The organism is Desulfomonilaceae bacterium, from assembly GCA_041662605.1.
GTDB lineage: Bacteria > Desulfobacterota > Desulfomonilia > Desulfomonilales > Desulfomonilaceae > CAJBEZ01.
Genome location: JBAZSD010000005.1, coordinates 55361 through 72378, shown reverse-complemented (window position 1 = coordinate 72378; position 17018 = coordinate 55361). Strand labels below are relative to the sequence as shown.

Here is a 17018-nt window from a genome sequence, read left to right as displayed (position 1 = left end):
GTTTTATACGTCACACACTTCCTGAATAGATTCCCTAGTGGCTTTAACAATGGTCTCTATTTCGTCGTTTTGAATCGACAGAGGGGGCATTAGCACCACGACATCGCCCAAAGGTCTTAGGATGACCCCGTGTCGGCGAACATTACGAGTAACTTGCGCTCCTATTCTGAGTTCAGTTGGATAGGGTTTACGTAGCTTTTTGTCTTCTACCAACTCGACTCCCACCATAAAACCACATTGTCTGATGTCACCCACGTGATCCAAATCCGCTAAACTTTTCAGAAGACAGTTTTTGAGAAATTCTATTTTCTGATGTAATCGCTCCAGTACGCGGTCCTGGTCGAAGATATCCAGACATGCGCTTGCCGCGGCGCAAGCCAAGGCGTTTCCCGTATAGCTATGCCCATGAAAAAAGGTTTTATAATCTGTATATGGGCCTAGAAAAGCCTCAAAGATTTTGTCGCTTACAAGAGTTGCCGCCAACGGCAGATACCCTCCTGTCAATCCCTTGGCCAAACACATTATGTCAGGTTGAACCTTCTCTCTTTCGCACGCAAACATTGTCCCGGTTCTTCCAAAACCGGTAGCGACTTCATCGCAAACAAGAAGTATGTCATGGTTTCTGCAAATGGTTTCGAGATCTTTGAGAAACCCCTTGGGATGCACGATCATACCGGCCGCGCCTTGCACACATGGCTCTACGACTAGAGCCGCTATCTCATCAGCTCTTTTATCCGCCAATTCCATGAAGGAATTGAGGCATTTGTCCTTAAGCTCCTCTGGTGTTGAACCAGGGTTGTGATATGGAAAAGGAGTCGGGATAACTAGAGTGCCAAAAAGAAGAGGATGAAAAATACTGTGGAAAATGTCTATGGCTCCCAAACTTACCGAACCAATAGTGTCACCGTGATAAGCCTGATCCAATCCAACGAAAAGTTTCTTTTTTTCGTTACCCGTGTTTTTCCAGTACTGAAAAGCAATTTTTAGAGCCACTTCAACTGAGGTAGACCCTGAATCTGAGTAAAACACCTTGGCCAGATTGGATGGAGTAATTGTAATCAGTTTTTCGGCGAGTTCTATTGAGGCTACACTGCCCAAGCCCAGCAATGTGGAGTGAGAAAACCTGTGGATTTGATCTATGATGGCCTGGTCAATCTCTTCTTTTCTGTGACCATGAATGTTGACCCACAAGGACGAAATACCGTCGAGATATTTGTTTCCGTTTGTATCGTAAAGGTATACTCCTTCAGCGCGTTCTATTATCAGGTTATCATCGTTTAACCAGTCATTCATTTGGGTAAATGGATGCCAGATATATTTTTTGTCAAGAAGCGCCCAATTCTTCACCACTTTCTCCCTGCTAGCTCGAACTGCTCACGCTTCCGGAGAAAAGTTTCTGATCCAACCGGAAATCGCTAAACGAGTATGAAATAAATCCTAAACTTATGCTGACCACCAGACTAAACAGATGGTACACGGTGGCAAACGATACGGCTACAACAGCGCCTATTCCGAACAAGGCCAAGGCGTAACGACCCGCCGCGTGAAAAGTGCCTATGAAGCCCGGAGCAGAAGGAAGAGCGACTCCCAATGCTATGAAAAGCTGAATGGTAACAGCCACAAGAAAAGGCGCTTTCACGGAGAACGCCAACAGGAAAAGGTAAGTTGTGCTTGAAAATAGAAGCCATAGCGTTACGGAATAAAGAAAAATAATCAAAGCCTGTTTTGGACTCGCCATTATACCCAAACCATCTATCAGCTTTTCGGAAACACTTTCCAAAAATGCTCCTGCTCTATGTGGAAACACAGAGAAGATTTTTCGTAAAATCGAAACCGTTTTGTTTCGCCGCACTAAAATCATAACGACCAGGACATAGCCGAGGATAAGGCAAACCAACAGAACCTCACCCAAAAAAGAGAATTTTGGAGGCGCATCGGGCGTTTTTAATAAAACCACCCCTAGAAGTAACAACAAGCCTGAAAGATCAAAAAATCTTTCAACCAGAACAGCTCCGAATACACTTGAAAATGAAGCGCCTTTTTGCTGAAGCAAGTAAGGACGGACCAATTCACCGAGTCTTGCGGGCATAATCATATTGGCGGCGGCCCATATGTTCAACAAATCCCAGAGAGATCTTACGCTTAAAGAACAAAAGGGGCTCAGAATAACGCCAAATCTCATTGCCCTCACAAACTGGCAGGCCAGAGCCAACAAGAGACAAGGGGCCAAATACCAGACCTTCATCTGTTTGACCCCATCTTCCAAATCACCCAATGAAATGTCGCGAAACGTAAGCCAAAGGAAAAAAAGACCTACGATTCCCCCTACAATTATAAGAATATTCCGTTTAGTATTTGAACTCTGCTCTGTAGCGTCAACCATTTGTAATTCCCAATTCTTTTTCAAAGTAGATTATGGTAGCCTTTAAACCCTCCTCCAGCGGAGTCTTCGGCTCCCAATTGAGCGCTTTCTTGGCTAAAGAAATATCAGGGCGTCTTCTGGTTGGGTCATCCTTGGGTAAAGCTTTGTACACGATTTTGGATTTGGACCCTTTGATCTGCGCCAGTATTCTCTCCGCCAGTTCCTTAATAGTAACTTCATGAGGATTCCCCAAATTGATCGGACCTGGCTCATTGCTGTCCATTAATTTCGTCAATCCGTTGATCATATCAGATATAAAGCAAAAGGACCGAGTCTGGGAACCATCTCCATATATGGTGATGTCCTCTCCCTGAAGCGCCTGACAGATGAAATTGCTTACAACCCTACCATCGTTGGGCAACATCCTCGGACCATAGGTATTAAAAATTCTGGCTATTCCCACGTTCGTGTTGTTGTAATCTCGATAGCCTACAGTAAGCGTTTCCGCTGCCCGTTTGCCTTCATCATAGCAAGCTCTTGGTCCCACAGGATTGACATTACCTTGATAGGATTCGATTTGCGGATGGATTTCCGGATCTCCGTAAACTTCCGAAGTCGAGGATAATAGAAATCTTGCTTTTATTCTCTTGGCCAGACCCAGCATGTTAAGAGTTCCTATAACTGAAGTTTTTAGGGTTTTGATCGGATTGTTCTGATAATGAACAGGGGAGGCGGGACAGGCAAGATGATATATTTCATCCGCTTCAAGGAGTATCGGAACAACGACATCGTGCCTGATAAACTCGAATTTCTCGTTGTCTCGAAAGGTGGCTATATTTTTCTTGTTTCCTGTGAACAGGTTGTCAATGCATAATACCTGATGCCCCTTGCTCAAGAGATTCTCTATGAGATGGCTTCCGATAAACCCTGCTCCACCAGTCACGACTATTATTTTCATATAGTTCTCCAGGAGAATTTTTGTGAGAGATTGTCGGATTACAAAGTGAGGATCCTCTAATTGAAATACCATTTTCCAACCTTTATGACAAAGGTATAAAAATCATTAATTATTCTTCATTATTATCAGAGTGTGTTTTATAATAAGTGGGATTAATCGAGCTTGCTGCCATAGATATGAATTATTTTTTCAATAAAAACATCGTTTTCGTCTTCTCAGGAGCTTTTTTCCTGATCTATGCGCTACTTATCACATATCTAACCGGTAATATAGGTTTTGAAGGGGACGACTGGTGGATTTTCAGTTGGCCGTACTGGAATAGTTTTCCCATGTCACTTTGGCTGTACTCCAAGGAATTGTTAAGGCCATTGGAAGGTGTTTATTGGATAAGTCTTTTTGAATTGTTTGGGTTTAATAAAATTGTTTTCCATTTTTTGTCGATATGCTTACTGGCCGGCGCTTCGCTTCTTATGGGAGCCTGTTTGTACAATATGTATCCCGAGCGAAAAGCATTTGTTACCGCGTCCATTTTTTGGGCTTTTTTTCTTCCGACAGTGTCATGTCTGACATTTGTTGTTACGACTGACAATTCCCGTTTGAGCTTGCTGATTTTTTGGGCGTCAGTCCTGTCCTTTCAAAGATGGGTAAAAAAAGATTTGTCCTGGATGGGGTTGATTCTTCCGGTTTTACTTTATGTGGCGGCTTTTTTCACATACGAAGCCGCGAGTTTTCTCATTTTTACCATGCCTTTGTTTGTTATTCCTCTTTATGGTCACAGGTCGCAAGATGCATTGAGAGCCAATTTTTTAGTAAAAATGGCGTGCGGAACTCTAAGCGCTTTTTCCATAGCCTTGTTGATCCGTTTTCTGGTCTTGAAAGGGGGAGCTGTGTCCCATAGCGATCTGCTCCCTTCTTTTGAGCTGATCGCGTCTTATTTTGCTCTTTTACCCTGGTATTTGTTCGGTGTTTTTGATTTTTCTTATATGGATTGGACTTCAATTGCTTTAGGTCTTGCGGTTTGCATTTTTCTATGTGTTTTCCTGTTATATCTTGAAAAAAAGCGGTTAGAGTTTCCAGAAGACTCAGTACAACCTTACTACAAAAAGAAATTTTACATAATTTTGATGTCGGTCATGATCATTTTACTGGGTGTGGCCCCGTATCTGTTTGCAGGCTATGGGTCTGTCGCCCCCAAAATCGCAGACACTGTTTGGGCAAAATATGGTTTTATCCCAAGTGGATATACAGCGTGGTACAATTACAATTGGTCGAGTAGAATATATTCTTCAGCGTCTTTTGGCATGGCAATATTGTTAGCCTTTTTCATGACTCACTACAAAGATTATAAGAAGCGTGTTTCAGCCACGATTGCAGGGGTTGTTTTTCTGGGTTTCGCTGTCGCTTTTCATGTCGGCTTGGTCACTGACTGGAAGGAAGCGGCCCAAATCAGGAATTCCTTATGCAAGAGTCTTATTTCTCAGGTTCCGGATGTTGAACCAAAAACGAATTTTCTCTTTGTCGACCTGGAATCATACCACAAGAGAGCAGCCATCTTCAGAGGATGGAATGGGTTGCGAGAACTGATGAAAATGCTCTATTACAGCCGTGATCTTGGGGCCTATTACGTCTACAAACGCTCCTTGATCGCTCCAAATGAGCTTCATCAACAGGCTGTATATTATCCAAAAGGCTTTGTCAGCCGCGGAGTAAAAATAGACAAACCCCTATCGCCGGATTCTCTTGTTGTTTTAGATAGAACTGGTTCGGATCTCGTTCTTCTAGACAGTTTGAGTCGTGATGACGGATTGGTTTCAAACGGTATCAAGTGGGTCGGGGTATCTTCATTCACTTCAAATATTGACAGGATATTGCCCTGGTCTACGCTACCTCAAGGGCCGGTTCAAAACGCGTGGAGTAGCGGTTTGATTGCAACACTTAATCTTTACCAGCTTAATTTGAGCTACAAGATGCCTCACCAGTGGATTTATACGGGTTTTTTCAAACAAAAACAGTTGACCGGTTTCAAATAGCATCCTCTTCCTTTAAATCGTTCCTTTCATAAAAATTAAACTTGTATTGACAACAGCTTGTGTGAGGGTTAAACATAAGTTTGACGTGTCTAACAAAGATAGCCTTGGCGGATTTTGCAAGGCAAATCGTGGAGACTTAGTTATGACCCCCATAATTTCCCAGAAACGATGCATTGATTGCTCCGCTCTTAGAGACCGAAAATGTATCGCTGAAAAAACAGTCAAACTGTCAGACTATAAACCAGGTCAAAAAGGCCGAATTCTTCAGATTTGTGGCGATCCCGACTTTCGGCTTCGTATGATGGAAATGGGATTCATCAGAGGAGCAGAGATTGAAGTTGTCAAATACGCCCCCTTGAGTGATCCAATGGAATTCGTGATCAAAGGTTATCATATAACGTTAAGAAAAAAACAGGCGTCACACATCTTGATGGATGAACCCGACTTGATTTTGCGTTCTGCAAGTTAGTTTTCCCATTCACGGAAATGTATAAAATTAACATTAATCCGTTTTGTCGTTCAAAAAGGACAAATTTATTAATAGAAAGCTACGACAGTAGCCTAAGGACAGTAAATGCAGGGAAAAATCACCGTTGCTCTGGCCGGAAATCCCAACGCAGGTAAAACAACTATTTTTAACGCGTTAACGGGGGCTCGTCAGCATGTTGGAAACTGGCCGGGTGTTACGGTTGAAAAGAAAGAAGGAACACTCCGACGTAGTGGTCTTGATATTCACATTGTCGATCTGCCGGGAACTTATTCATTAACGGCTTTTTCTTTAGAGGAAATAATTGCTCGTAATTTCATCGTCGATTCCTCGCCGGACCTGGTCATAAACGTCGTTGACGCTTCAAATCTCGAAAGAAATCTTTACCTCTCCGTGCAGTTATTGGAGATGGGGTGCAAACTGGTGGTGGCCCTCAACATGATTGACGTCGCCAATGGACGTGGAATCAAAATTGATGAGCGTCATCTATCTCAACTTTTAGGAGTTCCAGTAGCCCTGACCAATGGCAAGAAGGGCGTAGGGCTCGATTCTTTGCTCGAAAAAGTGGCTTCAGAAGTTGGAAGAAAACAGGAACCGGAAGAGTTTTCCAGGCTTACTTATGGGGCTGAGGTGGAAGAGGAGTTAAGCAAAATTCAGCCACTTTTTTCATCTGAAGTTTTATTCGCGAACGGCGTAAGTTCACGTTGGATCGCAGTGAAGTTGCTGGAAGGCGATTCTGAGATTCTGAAGAAAATAGATAACCTCAAAGATAGGGAGAAAATTATTGAGCAGGTCAACAAGAGCAGATCTCATTTGACTGATATATTTGGTGATACGCCCGAAATTGTGCTGGCTGACGCGCGATATGGATTCATATCAGGCGCTTTCAAACAGTCGGTTCATGTTGAGAGAACTGATAGAGTCAATCTGAGTGAATCCATCGACAAAGTTCTTACAGATAGATTAATCGGACCGTTCATATTATTTGCAGTTTTGTATGGAGTTTATTCTTTTACCTTTCGTGGTAGTGAACCGCTGGTAGCATATTCCGAAGCTTTTTTCTCCTGGTTGGGAACAATTTTTTCAACTGTTCTTCCTCAAGGACTTCTGAAGTCTCTAGTCGTGAATGGGATAATAGACGGCGTTGGAGGAGTGCTGGGTTTTACACCTCTTATAGCGTTCATGTTCTTCGCCATCGCAATACTTGAAGACACTGGCTATATGGCTCGAATTGCGTTTATGCTGGATCGGGTCTTAAGGGGTTTCGGGCTACACGGCGCTTCGATGCTGGCGCTTATGGTGTCCGGCGGAATTGCCGGTGGGTGCGCTGTTCCTGGTATTATGGCTACACGAACCATGAAGGAACCCAAAGAGAGGCTGGTTACTATTTTGGTAGCCCCCCTTATGAATTGCGGCGCCAAACTGCCGGTATACGCTTTATTGATAGGGGCTTTTTTCCCTGGTGATCGAGCGTCCACAATGTTCGTTCTCACCATCATATCGTGGGGAATGGCGCTTACTGCCGGTAGAATAATCAGATCGACCGTTTTATCCGGTCCATCTGCGCCCTTTGTCTTGGAACTGCCCCCTTATAGAGTTCCTACGTTACGTGGGCTCTTGATACATACATGGGAAAGAACCTGGATGTACGTTAAAAAGGCCGGGACCGTTATCTTAGCGGTTTCCATATTGTTCTGGGCCTTAATGACATTCCCGGGACTCCCTGCGGAAACTAAACAGGTGTTTCAGGAAAAACAGAACATCTTGACCTCTAAATTCTTGGAAGATCCGGAAGTGGCTAAAATCTTCCACAACGAAACTGATCTCAAAAGTTTTGAGAAATTTCTAAAGACCCGGAAAATGGACACGACACATGAAATGTCCAACACTTTGGCTTCATTTGTAAAATCAAGAGAAAAACCTGCTCAGACGCCTGATGACATTGTTTCAAGTTCGCGTGAAGCGTCTGTTGGACCTAAATACGAAAAATTCAGAAGTGAATTATCTACATTGGCAAATGAGGAACAGAGTCTCAGATTAAAAAATTCAATCGCTGGCAGGATGGGGTTCTATCTCGAGTGGGTTTTCAAACCGATTGGTTTTGACTGGAGAACCAATGTCGCTCTGCTTGGTGGATTCGCGGCGAAAGAAGTCGTTGTTTCCACTCTTGGAACAGCCTACAGTCTTGGCTCGGTAACTCCTGAACATTCTTGGAATCTCGCTGAGCAGCTTAAGAAGGAGCCGGGATGGAACCCGCTGAAGGCTTTCACATTGATAATGTTTGTAATGTTATACGCTCCCTGTTTTGTCACTTTGGTAGTTATTCGGCGAGAAACAGGAAAATTGCGGTGGACGTTGTTTGCCATGGTTTATACTACCATGCTGGCTTATGCAGTGGCTTTTATCGTTAAAACCGTGGGGACATTTCTGGGAATCGGCGTCACCTGATTGTTCGACGCTTGAGGAAGTTAAAATGTGGCAGGAAATACTTGTAGGATTGATCGTATCGCTGGCCGTCGTTTTTGTAGCTTACAGGTTTTTAAGAAACTTCTGGTCAGGTTCTTCCCAGCAACCGGGCTGCTCATGTAACTGCGCAACGCCATGCTCTGAAAGGAAAAACTGTTCGGTAGCCCCAGATCTTAATCACTCTGACACTTTCGTAAAATGATTGATAGACCTGACGGTCCCTGTTTATATTATAAACGCCATGAGCTTTTTTACTCACGTGCCCCATAGAGATGATATACCCCAAGAACAGAACACGCCGAGTTAGCCTCTTATCGTCTCTCGGTCTTTTATTGCCTTTATTCGTCGGTATCGGTTTTTAGCACGGCAAGAAAGGCCGACTGAGGGATCACAACGTTACCGACCTGTTTCATTCTTTTCTTGCCTTCTTTTTGTTTCTCCAACAATTTCTTTTTACGAGTTATGTCTCCGCCGTAGCACTTCGCGAGAACATCTTTTCTTAGAGCCGAGACGGTCTCCCTCGCTATTATTTTGCCCCCTATCGCCCCCTGGATTGCTACTTTGAAAAGTTGACGGGGGATTTCTTCCCTAAGTCTTTCACACGACTTTCGGGCCTTTTGATAAGCTCTTTCCTTATGGACAAGCATTGAAAGGGCGTCAACCTTTTCCCCCGCCACCATAATATCAACTTTGGCCAATTCTGTTTCCCTGTAATCCAGGAATTCATAGTCGAAAGACGCATATCCACGTGATACGGATTTAAGGCGGTCATAAAAGTCGAACAACACCTCAGACAATGGTAGATCAAAAGTAAGTTCCACTCTGTTGGAATCCAGATAAGTCATATCTTTCTGAACGCCTCGCCGATCTATACATAGGTTGATGACCGGACCAAGGTGTTGCTCTGGTAATATTATCGAAGCCCTTATAAAAGGCTCTTTCGTTTTGTCGATGAATGTCGGGTCCGGATATTTCGCCGGATTGTCTATCACTGTTTCAGTCCCATCTTTTAAAACTATAATATATTGAACAGATGGCGCTGTGAGGATCAAAGAAAGATCAAACTCTCGTTCGAGGCGTTCCTGAACAACCTCCAGGTGAAGTAGCCCCAGGAACCCACATCTGAACCCGTGTCCCAAAGCTGTGGAGTGGTCTTTTTCGAATGTTAAAGAAGCGTCATTGAGTTTCAGTTTGTCCAGCGCGTCCGCAAGTTCCTGGTACTCATCCGAAGAAATCGGATAAAAAGATGAAAAGACAACAGGTTTGACAATCTTGAATCCTTTGAGAGCTGTTTTACAGGGATTGTCTTCAAGGGTTACGGTATCCCCTATTCTTGTATCGGTTACAGTTTTTATCCCTGCTATAATGTAGCCTACCTGGCCTGCAGACAATTGTTTTTCCGGTTTGCGTTCAATCAGAAAAATTCCTGTTTCTTCAACTCGATAATTGGCGTTATTTGACCAGAGTCTGATTGTTTGACCCGGTTTTACCGATCCATCAAATACCCTTAAATGCACCACAGTGCCTCTGTACGGGTCCCAGTGGGAGTCAAAAATCAGCGCTTTGAGAGGCGAATCAGCGCTTCCTTTAGGTTCCGGTATTTTTTTTACTATCGCCTCCAAGACATCTTTTACTCCTATTCCCTCTTTTGCGGAAACAGGTATGGCCGTGTCCGGATCCAACCCGAGATCTTTCATGATCTGATGTTTTACCCGGTCAATATCAGCCGAGGGCAAATCAATTTTATTGATAATGGGTATGATTTCGAGGTCCTGCTCAACTGCCATGTAAAAATTGGCAAGAGTTTGCGCCTGGATTCCCTGGCTTGCGTCAATAACCAGCAGGGCCCCTTCGCAGGCGACCAGAGCACGTGAGACTTCGTACGAAAAATCGGCGTGACCGGGTGTGTCAATAAGGTTTAACGTATAATTAAGACCATCAGAAGCTGTGTACGGCAGCGCAACCGACTGACTCTTAATGGTAATCCCACGTTCTCTTTCTATATCCATCGTGTCCAGCATTTGATCGTGGAAATTGTGTGTCCCCACAACGCCGGTGATTTGGAGCAAGCGATCCGCTAATGTAGATTTACCATGATCAATATGCGCTATTATGGAAAAATTTCTAAGTCTATCCATCAAGATCTCCAAAAATCGGAAGGATTCCGCCGAACCCGTAATTTAAGAGCAAATTATGATCGAGACGAAGTTTAGTGTGAAAAGGTATTCTTTACAACTTCGGATTTGGAAAGAAACAGCTCATGGGCGCCTAATTGTGACGAGTAAGTTCCCAAGATCGCTTTTAACGGAACATGGAATGTTTTACCTCGATCGGATACCAGCATAAGATTTGAACCTGAAATCGTCAAACCCAAGCATTTTTTATCTGGAGGCGCGATCTTTTTTCTTGAAGCTTGAAGTAGATTTGATCCCTGGAGCATCCGACTGAGAGAAGCGTTATATATGATCGCATTCACCGGCGATTTGTTGAGTTCTATGACTTCTCCATTGAGCACGACCAGACCTGATGGAAAACCGGCGTTGGTGTAAGAGCCAATGACTCCTCCTAAAATAGAGCCTTTTTCGATTGCTTTAGCAGGATCGATTACATAGGTTTTTCTTGTATAAAGATAATTTGCTACTAGCCACACCGTTTTGTTGTTCCAGATTGTAGTGGCCATAGCCGTCATTCGCAGATAACCAAATGGGATTGTTAGCGATATGATGGCCTTGCGCGAAACCAGGGAAGCCTTTAGATCGATGCCCATGACCAAACGGGTCGTGGTGTCGGCTATTAATAATGTTTCTCCATCAAGCGCCAATTCTTCGCATGCCGGTTGCACATAGGCCGGAATTTCGAAACTCTTGCCGTCAAATGATCCATCCGTCTGGATTATTCGAATTTCCTTGGACCCGTCTCCGTTTTCAAATAGCGCTAACCATTGATCGTTCCAAGCGCCGAAAGATAGAATCTTGGAATTTTCTTCCGGTCCAAAAATTGTTTTCCCTTCTTCCCAATTCAGCGACATATTAGGTCTATCCAATATGGCTCTAATTGGGACCCAATTGCCATAAACCAGAATAGCAGTCAGAACAGTGAAAGGAATCCCTATGTTCAGAAAATAATTCAGCGAGCCTGTGTACACATCCCCTGAACTGAATCGCTCTGGTGAATCGAACTTCTTACGTATTCCGGCCTTTAGCCGAACATATCCGATCAGTACTTCTATGAGCATCACGCAGGAAAAAAAACTCATCAGAAAAGAAAAATAATTGACGGATGAAAACGCCCAAAGCCCATAGGTCATGTAAAGGAAATATTTACTGGTAATAGTGATTCTGGAGCCAATACCCATGACATTTATTATGACTCCGAAAACCACCACAATGAGGTACAGACTTATGTAAGCTGCGCCTATCAACGGCTCTACCAGATGATGAAATATTGCGAGCATGGATACCACAACCATGCCGAACTGATCACATACCAGATCAGTAAAAGCCCCTGATTGAGAAGCCTTATCAAGATTTCTAGCGTAAGCTCCATCAAGACCATCAAAAATTACATGACCAAGCAAAAATATTGAGGCCAACCAGGGTTTTCGTAAAAAATACAGAATAACTCCTGCGAGAAGAGCAATGCCGACATAGGAGATTGTGTCCGGAGCGAGACCAATTTTCTTAAGAGGAGGGAATATGGCTGAGGTAAGGCTGGTTCTCTTTTCCGCAAGCCATATCTGAATCCCGCGCTCTTTGCCGAAATAGTTGAAAAAGTCTGATTGAGGCGGAGTTTTAAAACTTACTTCATTATTTTCTTGCCAATTAGGCATACCAGTTTGGACCCATCACAAATTTATTTTTATTGCTTCGGATATAGATTTTATCTCATCCATAATACCCGGGACCGGTTCCCATGCGCTGATGGTCAAGCCATCCCCGTAATTTCTAGGCACCACGTGTATGTGCACATGGGGCACGACCTGATTGGCTGCTTTACCGTTGAGCTGCATGACATTTATTCCATCAGGTTTTAGGGTATTTTGAACCGCTTTGGCCACTTTCGTCACGACACTTCCCAACCACCCATAAATTTCAGGCTCCATTTCAAGAATTGTTTCGTAATGTTCTTTGGGAACAATCAAAACGTGACCTTTATTTAAAGGAGCTATGTCCATGAAGACCAAGGCTTTTTGATCCTCATAGATTTTTACGCACGGAATTTCTCCTTTTATAATCCTGCAAAAAATGCAATCAGCTTTATAGGCCATAGAATTGACCTCCTTTTCAAATGCCGCGTTTTGATTAATTGGGTTAATCGTTTAAATGTTCAAACAGTACAGAACTTAAATAACGTTCTCCAGCGCTGGGCAAAATAGCAACGATGGTTTTCCCTTGAAACTCTTTTTTCCGGGCCAACTTAATCGCAGCGTACACAGCGGCTCCGGAAGATATGCCACTCAGAAGCCCCTCTTCACTGGCCAATAATCGAGCGTAATGGATTGCTTCATCACTGGAAACTTGCTCAACATCGTCTACAATCGACAGATCCAATACCTCGGGAATGAACCCGGCGCCAATTCCCTGAATCCGGTGTGGACCAGGCGTAAGTTCTTTTCCTGACATCGCCTGAGTGATTACGGGGCTTTCTTCAGGTTCGACAGCTACAGAAACAATCGCCTTATTTTTCTTGTGCTTAATAAAGCGAGACACACCAGTAATAGTCCCTCCCGTACCAACACCACTGACAAAAACATCTATTCTTCCATCCGTTTGTTCCCATATTTCAGGACCTGTGGTTTCCTCATGGGCCTTCGGGTTTGCGGGATTCTCAAATTGTTGAGGCATAAAAAACTTTCGAGGGTTACTTTGAACGATCTCCTCAGCTTTTTGGAGAGCGCCTTTCATGCCCTTTTCCCCTTCCGTCAAAACCAGACGCGCCCCGAACATTCTGAGGACTTTTCGTCTTTCAACACTCATGCTATCAGGCATCGCCAATGTCAAAGGGTAACCTTTTATCGCGCATACGTAAGCCAGGCCAATCCCAGTGTTACCGCTGGTCGGTTCAACCACTTCCATACCTGGTCGTAGAAGTCCTTTTTCTTCAGCGTCCCGTATCATGTAAACCCCTATTCGGTCTTTGACTGAATAGGCAGGATTTCTACCCTCGACCTTAACCAGTATTGTGGCTTCCTGAACTCCTTCGATTTTGTTCAGTTTAACTAATGGAGTAGATCCTACGGCTTCCGTGTTGTCCTGGAAAAATTTTACCATTTCTCCCTGCTCCCTGTTTTTGTTCTCCTGCCTGTTAATTGTTTAGGTATCAATCACACCTGGATCAATCTCCTGCGTCTCTACGAAATCGCATATCGGGTAGGATCCAGGACTTCAGCGTCCTCGAAACCCCGTTTACGTAAAAGACAACTTTCGCAAGCCCCACATGCTTCACCAGTATCAGAAGGGTCATAACACGAATGGGTCAAACTATAATCGATCCCCAATTCCGTGCCCGTTTTAATTATCAATGCTTTGGACATCTTAATCAAAGGGGTGCGAATTTTCATTCTCATTTTCCCTTCAACAGTCTTCTGAGTAGCCAGGTTGGCCATTTTCTCGAAAGCGTTTATGAACTCTGGGCGACAATCCGGATACCCCGAATAGTCTAAAGCATTTACCCCAATATATATTTCTTCCGAACAGGTCACTTCCGCTAATCCTATGGCAAAAGCTAGGAATATGGTATTTCTTGCCGGTACATATGTGACCGGTATCGATGAGCCTATTTTCTCGAACGCCATGCCTTTGGGAACTTCCACGTCGCTGGTCAAGGCGGAACCACCGATTTTTCTCAAAGGTATTTCAATTATCAGGTGTCGCAGCGCTTTAAAATGTTCCGCTACTTTTTTAGCGGCTTCCAACTCAATTTTGTGCCTTTGACCATAGTCAAAACTCAACGCGTATATGTCAAAACCATCCGCTTTGGCGATAGCCATTGTGGTTGTTGAGTCAATTCCTCCTGATAATAAAACTACTGCGGATTTTTGGACCATAAGTCCTTCCGTTCCGTATATTTTCCGTTTAATCAAATTGTCGGCGCTAATTTTGAGACTTCTTCCGGTCCAAATTCCAGGATCTTAAAAATGGCCAATTCAATCTCAACTGTTTCCTCTTTCATAATTAATAAACGTTTCCTGGCCTCAGGGGTTTTGCCGTATGTGTCTTTCAGATAAACAAATCTGTTTTCCAGACTCACTATTTCATCGTGAATTACACGCTTGTCCGAGTAAAAAACTATATGTTCCTCTGCTACCGGCCGATTTTTTTCTCCTTTTATGACCACATGCTGTTCGATTATACGGGCCACTTCAGGCAGACCTTCTTCTTCCAGAATTTGTCCGCCTACAACATCATGGTTTTTGGAGCCCGAAATAATACAGGGGTACTTTCCAATGTCATGAAGAAGGCAGGAAGCCCTTAACAGAGACATGTCGACTGAATATTCTTCCTGGATCAAACTATGTCCAATGAATCGGCCGACCTTCCATACCATTTTACAGTGACGTACAATGTGATCCGGCGTGGAGTACTTTCTCAAAAGAGCGAGGCATTCCGCTTCCCCGGGAATAGCGATCAACGAATCCATGTCCCGCTATAATCCTCCTCACGGTTTTAATTATAGACAGTTGAACCTCGACTAATTTCAAGTTTCTCGATGAGCTTAAACTCGTTACGCATCTTTATATTCATCAAAGGTGAAGGTTAAACTGACAATACCATCCGCGAAATGTTTGTGTATCTTATATGGAACTTTTTCATATACTTTTAGCATTGGTTGATTTGAAAATAACACATCAGCCTTGAACCCTTTGATTCCTCTCTCCTTGGCTATTTCGATCAAATAATTGAGTAAATAGGAAGCTATTCCTCTTCCTTGATAATTTTCGTCTACCATGAAAGCGCTGTCGGCGAAACCCTCGCCTGGTTCAACCATATATCTGGCTTCGGCTATCATTTTTCTATTTTCACGTGGACCGACAGTAGCTACAATAGAAACTCCCTCGTCTTGATTTAGATTTATATACGCCTGAACATTCTTGTGAGGCATGCTTCGCTTAGGGCTAAAGTATCTAAAATAAACCGAACTTTCCGAAAGGTTGTAAAATAAGTCTCGCAGCATAGTTTCATCAGTCGGTCTAACCGCTCGAATGTGACATTTCAGACCATCTTTAAATATGTGATCCGTTCTGATCCTCTGTCGCAATTCCGGAGAAGCGCTCTTATAATAAATTTGATCCGGATAAATGTAGCCCAGTTTTCTGGCGGCTTTCATAAGCTCTTCCCGATGGTTGGGGTGGGCCACTTCAATCAACGCCATAGCCCTTTCTCGGATTGTTCTACCACCGAGATATGCTATGCCGTATTCTGTGACAATGTAATTAACCTCTCCTCGATTCATAATAACAGCGGATTTTGGGCCAAAAGAAGGTACAATTGTCGACCGACTACTTTTTATTGAGGTAGATCTAAGACAAACTATCGAACGTCCTCCTTTGGACATGCTCGCCCCCAACATGAAGTCGTGGTCACCACCAGATCCTTCGAAGGCGGTCCATGTGGGATTTCCCTGTCTGATTTGACCTCTAAGATCGACCTGCAAGGCCAAATTTACGGCTACCACTTTATCATTCGCCGCAATGAACATGGGATTGAGAACAATGTCACTTGTATAAAATTCAACTGCAGAGTTTTCATCAACAAAATCGTACAAATGTCTTGTTCCCATACAACACGTAGCTAGAGATTTACCGCGGTACATTTTTTTTGTGCTGTTATCAATTGCTCCGGCCTCTATTAGATCAACCAGGGGATCTGTAAAAATTTCTGTGTGAAGACCCAAATTTCGTCGGTCTTTCAAATGGTCCATTAATCCTTGGGATATTCCGGCAAAACCAAATTGAAGTATGCTTCCATCATCAATGAGTTCTCCACAGTAATGGCTTATTGTTCGCTCTCGTTCGCCTAGCTCCTCTTTAGGCAATTCAAATAACTCCTCGTCACCCTGTACCAGAAAATCAATTTCATCTATCATAATAGAGGTGTCCCCGCATGTTCGGGGCATTCTCGTATTTACTTGGGCGATTACAATACGGGCCGATTCAACCGCTGATTTTGTAGAATCAACCGATACCCCTAAACTAAATCTTCCAAATCTGTCTGGGGGAGCTACCTGGATAATAGCAACATCGATGGCGATTCGCCTGTTTTTGAAAAAGTTTGGTATTTGCGAATGAAAGAGCGGCACATAATCTGCTTCTGACGGTCTTTCCTGTTCCCCTGTCCGGCCTCCCACAAAAAAAGATTTTATTACAAATCTCCCTGGAATCTTGGCGGCCAGATCAGTGGCATAATCCCCTCTTATAAACTGAATTATTTCAACATCCTCAACTCTGCTATTTCCGAGGGCTTCAATTACGGCTTTCGGCTCTGAACACATACTCCCCAGATAAACACGATCACCATTTTTTACCTGAGAGGCGGCTTGTTCCACGCTCACCAATTTGCCTGCGTATCTGTGTTGCCAATCCCTCATGATAGGTCTCCAAGTTATCGTATATTTCTTTTCTGACTATATCATATGTTGCCAACAGCTACCCATTGAACTTTGCGCATTTGAGTTTTCTCTGGAATTTTCTCTTTTGTGAAGAATTTGTGCCCCAGT

Annotated in this window: 14 protein-coding genes; 4 read left to right on the top strand and 10 right to left on the bottom strand. The window is 43.6% G+C overall.

The window, feature by feature from the left end; translation table 11 throughout:
* Positions 1–3 precede the first annotated feature (3 nt).
* Genes bioA through WC647_05745 form a run of 3 tightly spaced genes read right to left on the bottom strand, consistent with a single transcriptional unit; the run spans position 4 to position 3320 of the window.
* Positions 4–1347: an adenosylmethionine--8-amino-7-oxononanoate transaminase gene (gene bioA / locus WC647_05755; GenBank protein ID MFA6221801.1), complete on the bottom strand. Its 1344-nt coding sequence runs from the start codon at positions 1345–1347 to the stop codon at positions 4–6.
* A gap of 13 nt (positions 1348–1360) precedes the next feature.
* Positions 1361–2383, bottom strand: a complete 1023-nt coding sequence (locus tag WC647_05750; protein ID MFA6221800.1) for a lysylphosphatidylglycerol synthase transmembrane domain-containing protein — start codon at positions 2381–2383, stop codon at positions 1361–1363.
* The gene (locus tag WC647_05745; protein ID MFA6221799.1) at positions 2376–3320 is read right to left on the bottom strand and encodes a UDP-glucuronic acid decarboxylase family protein; all 945 of its coding nucleotides are present in this window, start codon (positions 3318–3320) and stop codon (positions 2376–2378) included. Before WC647_05745 ends, WC647_05750 begins: the two co-directional genes overlap by 8 nt.
* A 146-nt stretch (positions 3321–3466) precedes the next feature.
* Here WC647_05745 and WC647_05740 point away from each other — a divergent pair, with 146 nt between their 5' ends.
* From WC647_05740 to WC647_05725, 4 genes are all read left to right on the top strand, one after another.
* Positions 3467–5350, top strand: a complete 1884-nt coding sequence (locus tag WC647_05740) for a hypothetical protein (protein ID MFA6221798.1) — start codon at positions 3467–3469, stop codon at positions 5348–5350.
* Between the two features lie 142 nt (positions 5351–5492).
* Positions 5493–5819: a FeoA family protein gene (locus tag WC647_05735; protein ID MFA6221797.1), complete on the top strand. Its 327-nt coding sequence runs from the start codon at positions 5493–5495 to the stop codon at positions 5817–5819.
* Positions 5820–5924: 105 nt separating this feature from the next.
* Entirely contained in the window at positions 5925–8285 is a 2361-nt protein-coding gene (gene feoB, locus WC647_05730; protein MFA6221796.1) for a ferrous iron transport protein B, read from the top strand.
* Between the two features lie 25 nt (positions 8286–8310).
* The gene (locus tag WC647_05725) at positions 8311–8505 is read left to right on the top strand and encodes a FeoB-associated Cys-rich membrane protein (protein MFA6221795.1); all 195 of its coding nucleotides are present in this window, start codon (positions 8311–8313) and stop codon (positions 8503–8505) included.
* Positions 8506–8641: 136 nt separating this feature from the next.
* On the opposite strand, the gene lepA is transcribed toward WC647_05725, so the two are convergent.
* The 7 genes from lepA to WC647_05690 all read right to left on the bottom strand — a co-directional run bounded on the left by lepA (position 8642) and on the right by WC647_05690 (position 16889).
* Positions 8642–10441: a translation elongation factor 4 gene (gene lepA, locus WC647_05720; GenBank protein ID MFA6221794.1), complete on the bottom strand. Its 1800-nt coding sequence runs from the start codon at positions 10439–10441 to the stop codon at positions 8642–8644.
* Between the two features lie 71 nt (positions 10442–10512).
* Complete coding sequence (locus WC647_05715) at positions 10513–12132, bottom strand: CDP-alcohol phosphatidyltransferase family protein (protein ID MFA6221793.1); 1620 nt, start codon at positions 12130–12132, stop codon at positions 10513–10515.
* Positions 12133–12147: 15 nt separating this feature from the next.
* Positions 12148–12570, bottom strand: a complete 423-nt coding sequence (locus WC647_05710) for an HIT family protein (protein MFA6221792.1) — start codon at positions 12568–12570, stop codon at positions 12148–12150.
* A 43-nt stretch (positions 12571–12613) separates the two neighbouring features.
* Positions 12614–13573 (bottom strand): cysteine synthase A, encoded by a 960-nt coding sequence (cysK, locus tag WC647_05705; GenBank protein ID MFA6221791.1) that lies wholly within the window; start codon positions 13571–13573, stop codon positions 12614–12616.
* An 80-nt stretch (positions 13574–13653) separates the two neighbouring features.
* On the bottom strand, positions 13654–14349 hold the full coding sequence (queC, locus tag WC647_05700) for a 7-cyano-7-deazaguanine synthase QueC (protein MFA6221790.1): 696 nt from the start codon (positions 14347–14349) through the stop codon (positions 13654–13656).
* Positions 14350–14381: 32 nt separating this feature from the next.
* Positions 14382–14942 (bottom strand): HDIG domain-containing metalloprotein, encoded by a 561-nt coding sequence (locus tag WC647_05695; GenBank protein MFA6221789.1) that lies wholly within the window; start codon positions 14940–14942, stop codon positions 14382–14384.
* An 84-nt stretch (positions 14943–15026) separates the two neighbouring features.
* Positions 15027–16889 (bottom strand): GNAT family N-acetyltransferase, encoded by a 1863-nt coding sequence (locus tag WC647_05690; GenBank protein ID MFA6221788.1) that lies wholly within the window; start codon positions 16887–16889, stop codon positions 15027–15029.
* Positions 16890–17018: the final 129 nt, after the last annotated feature.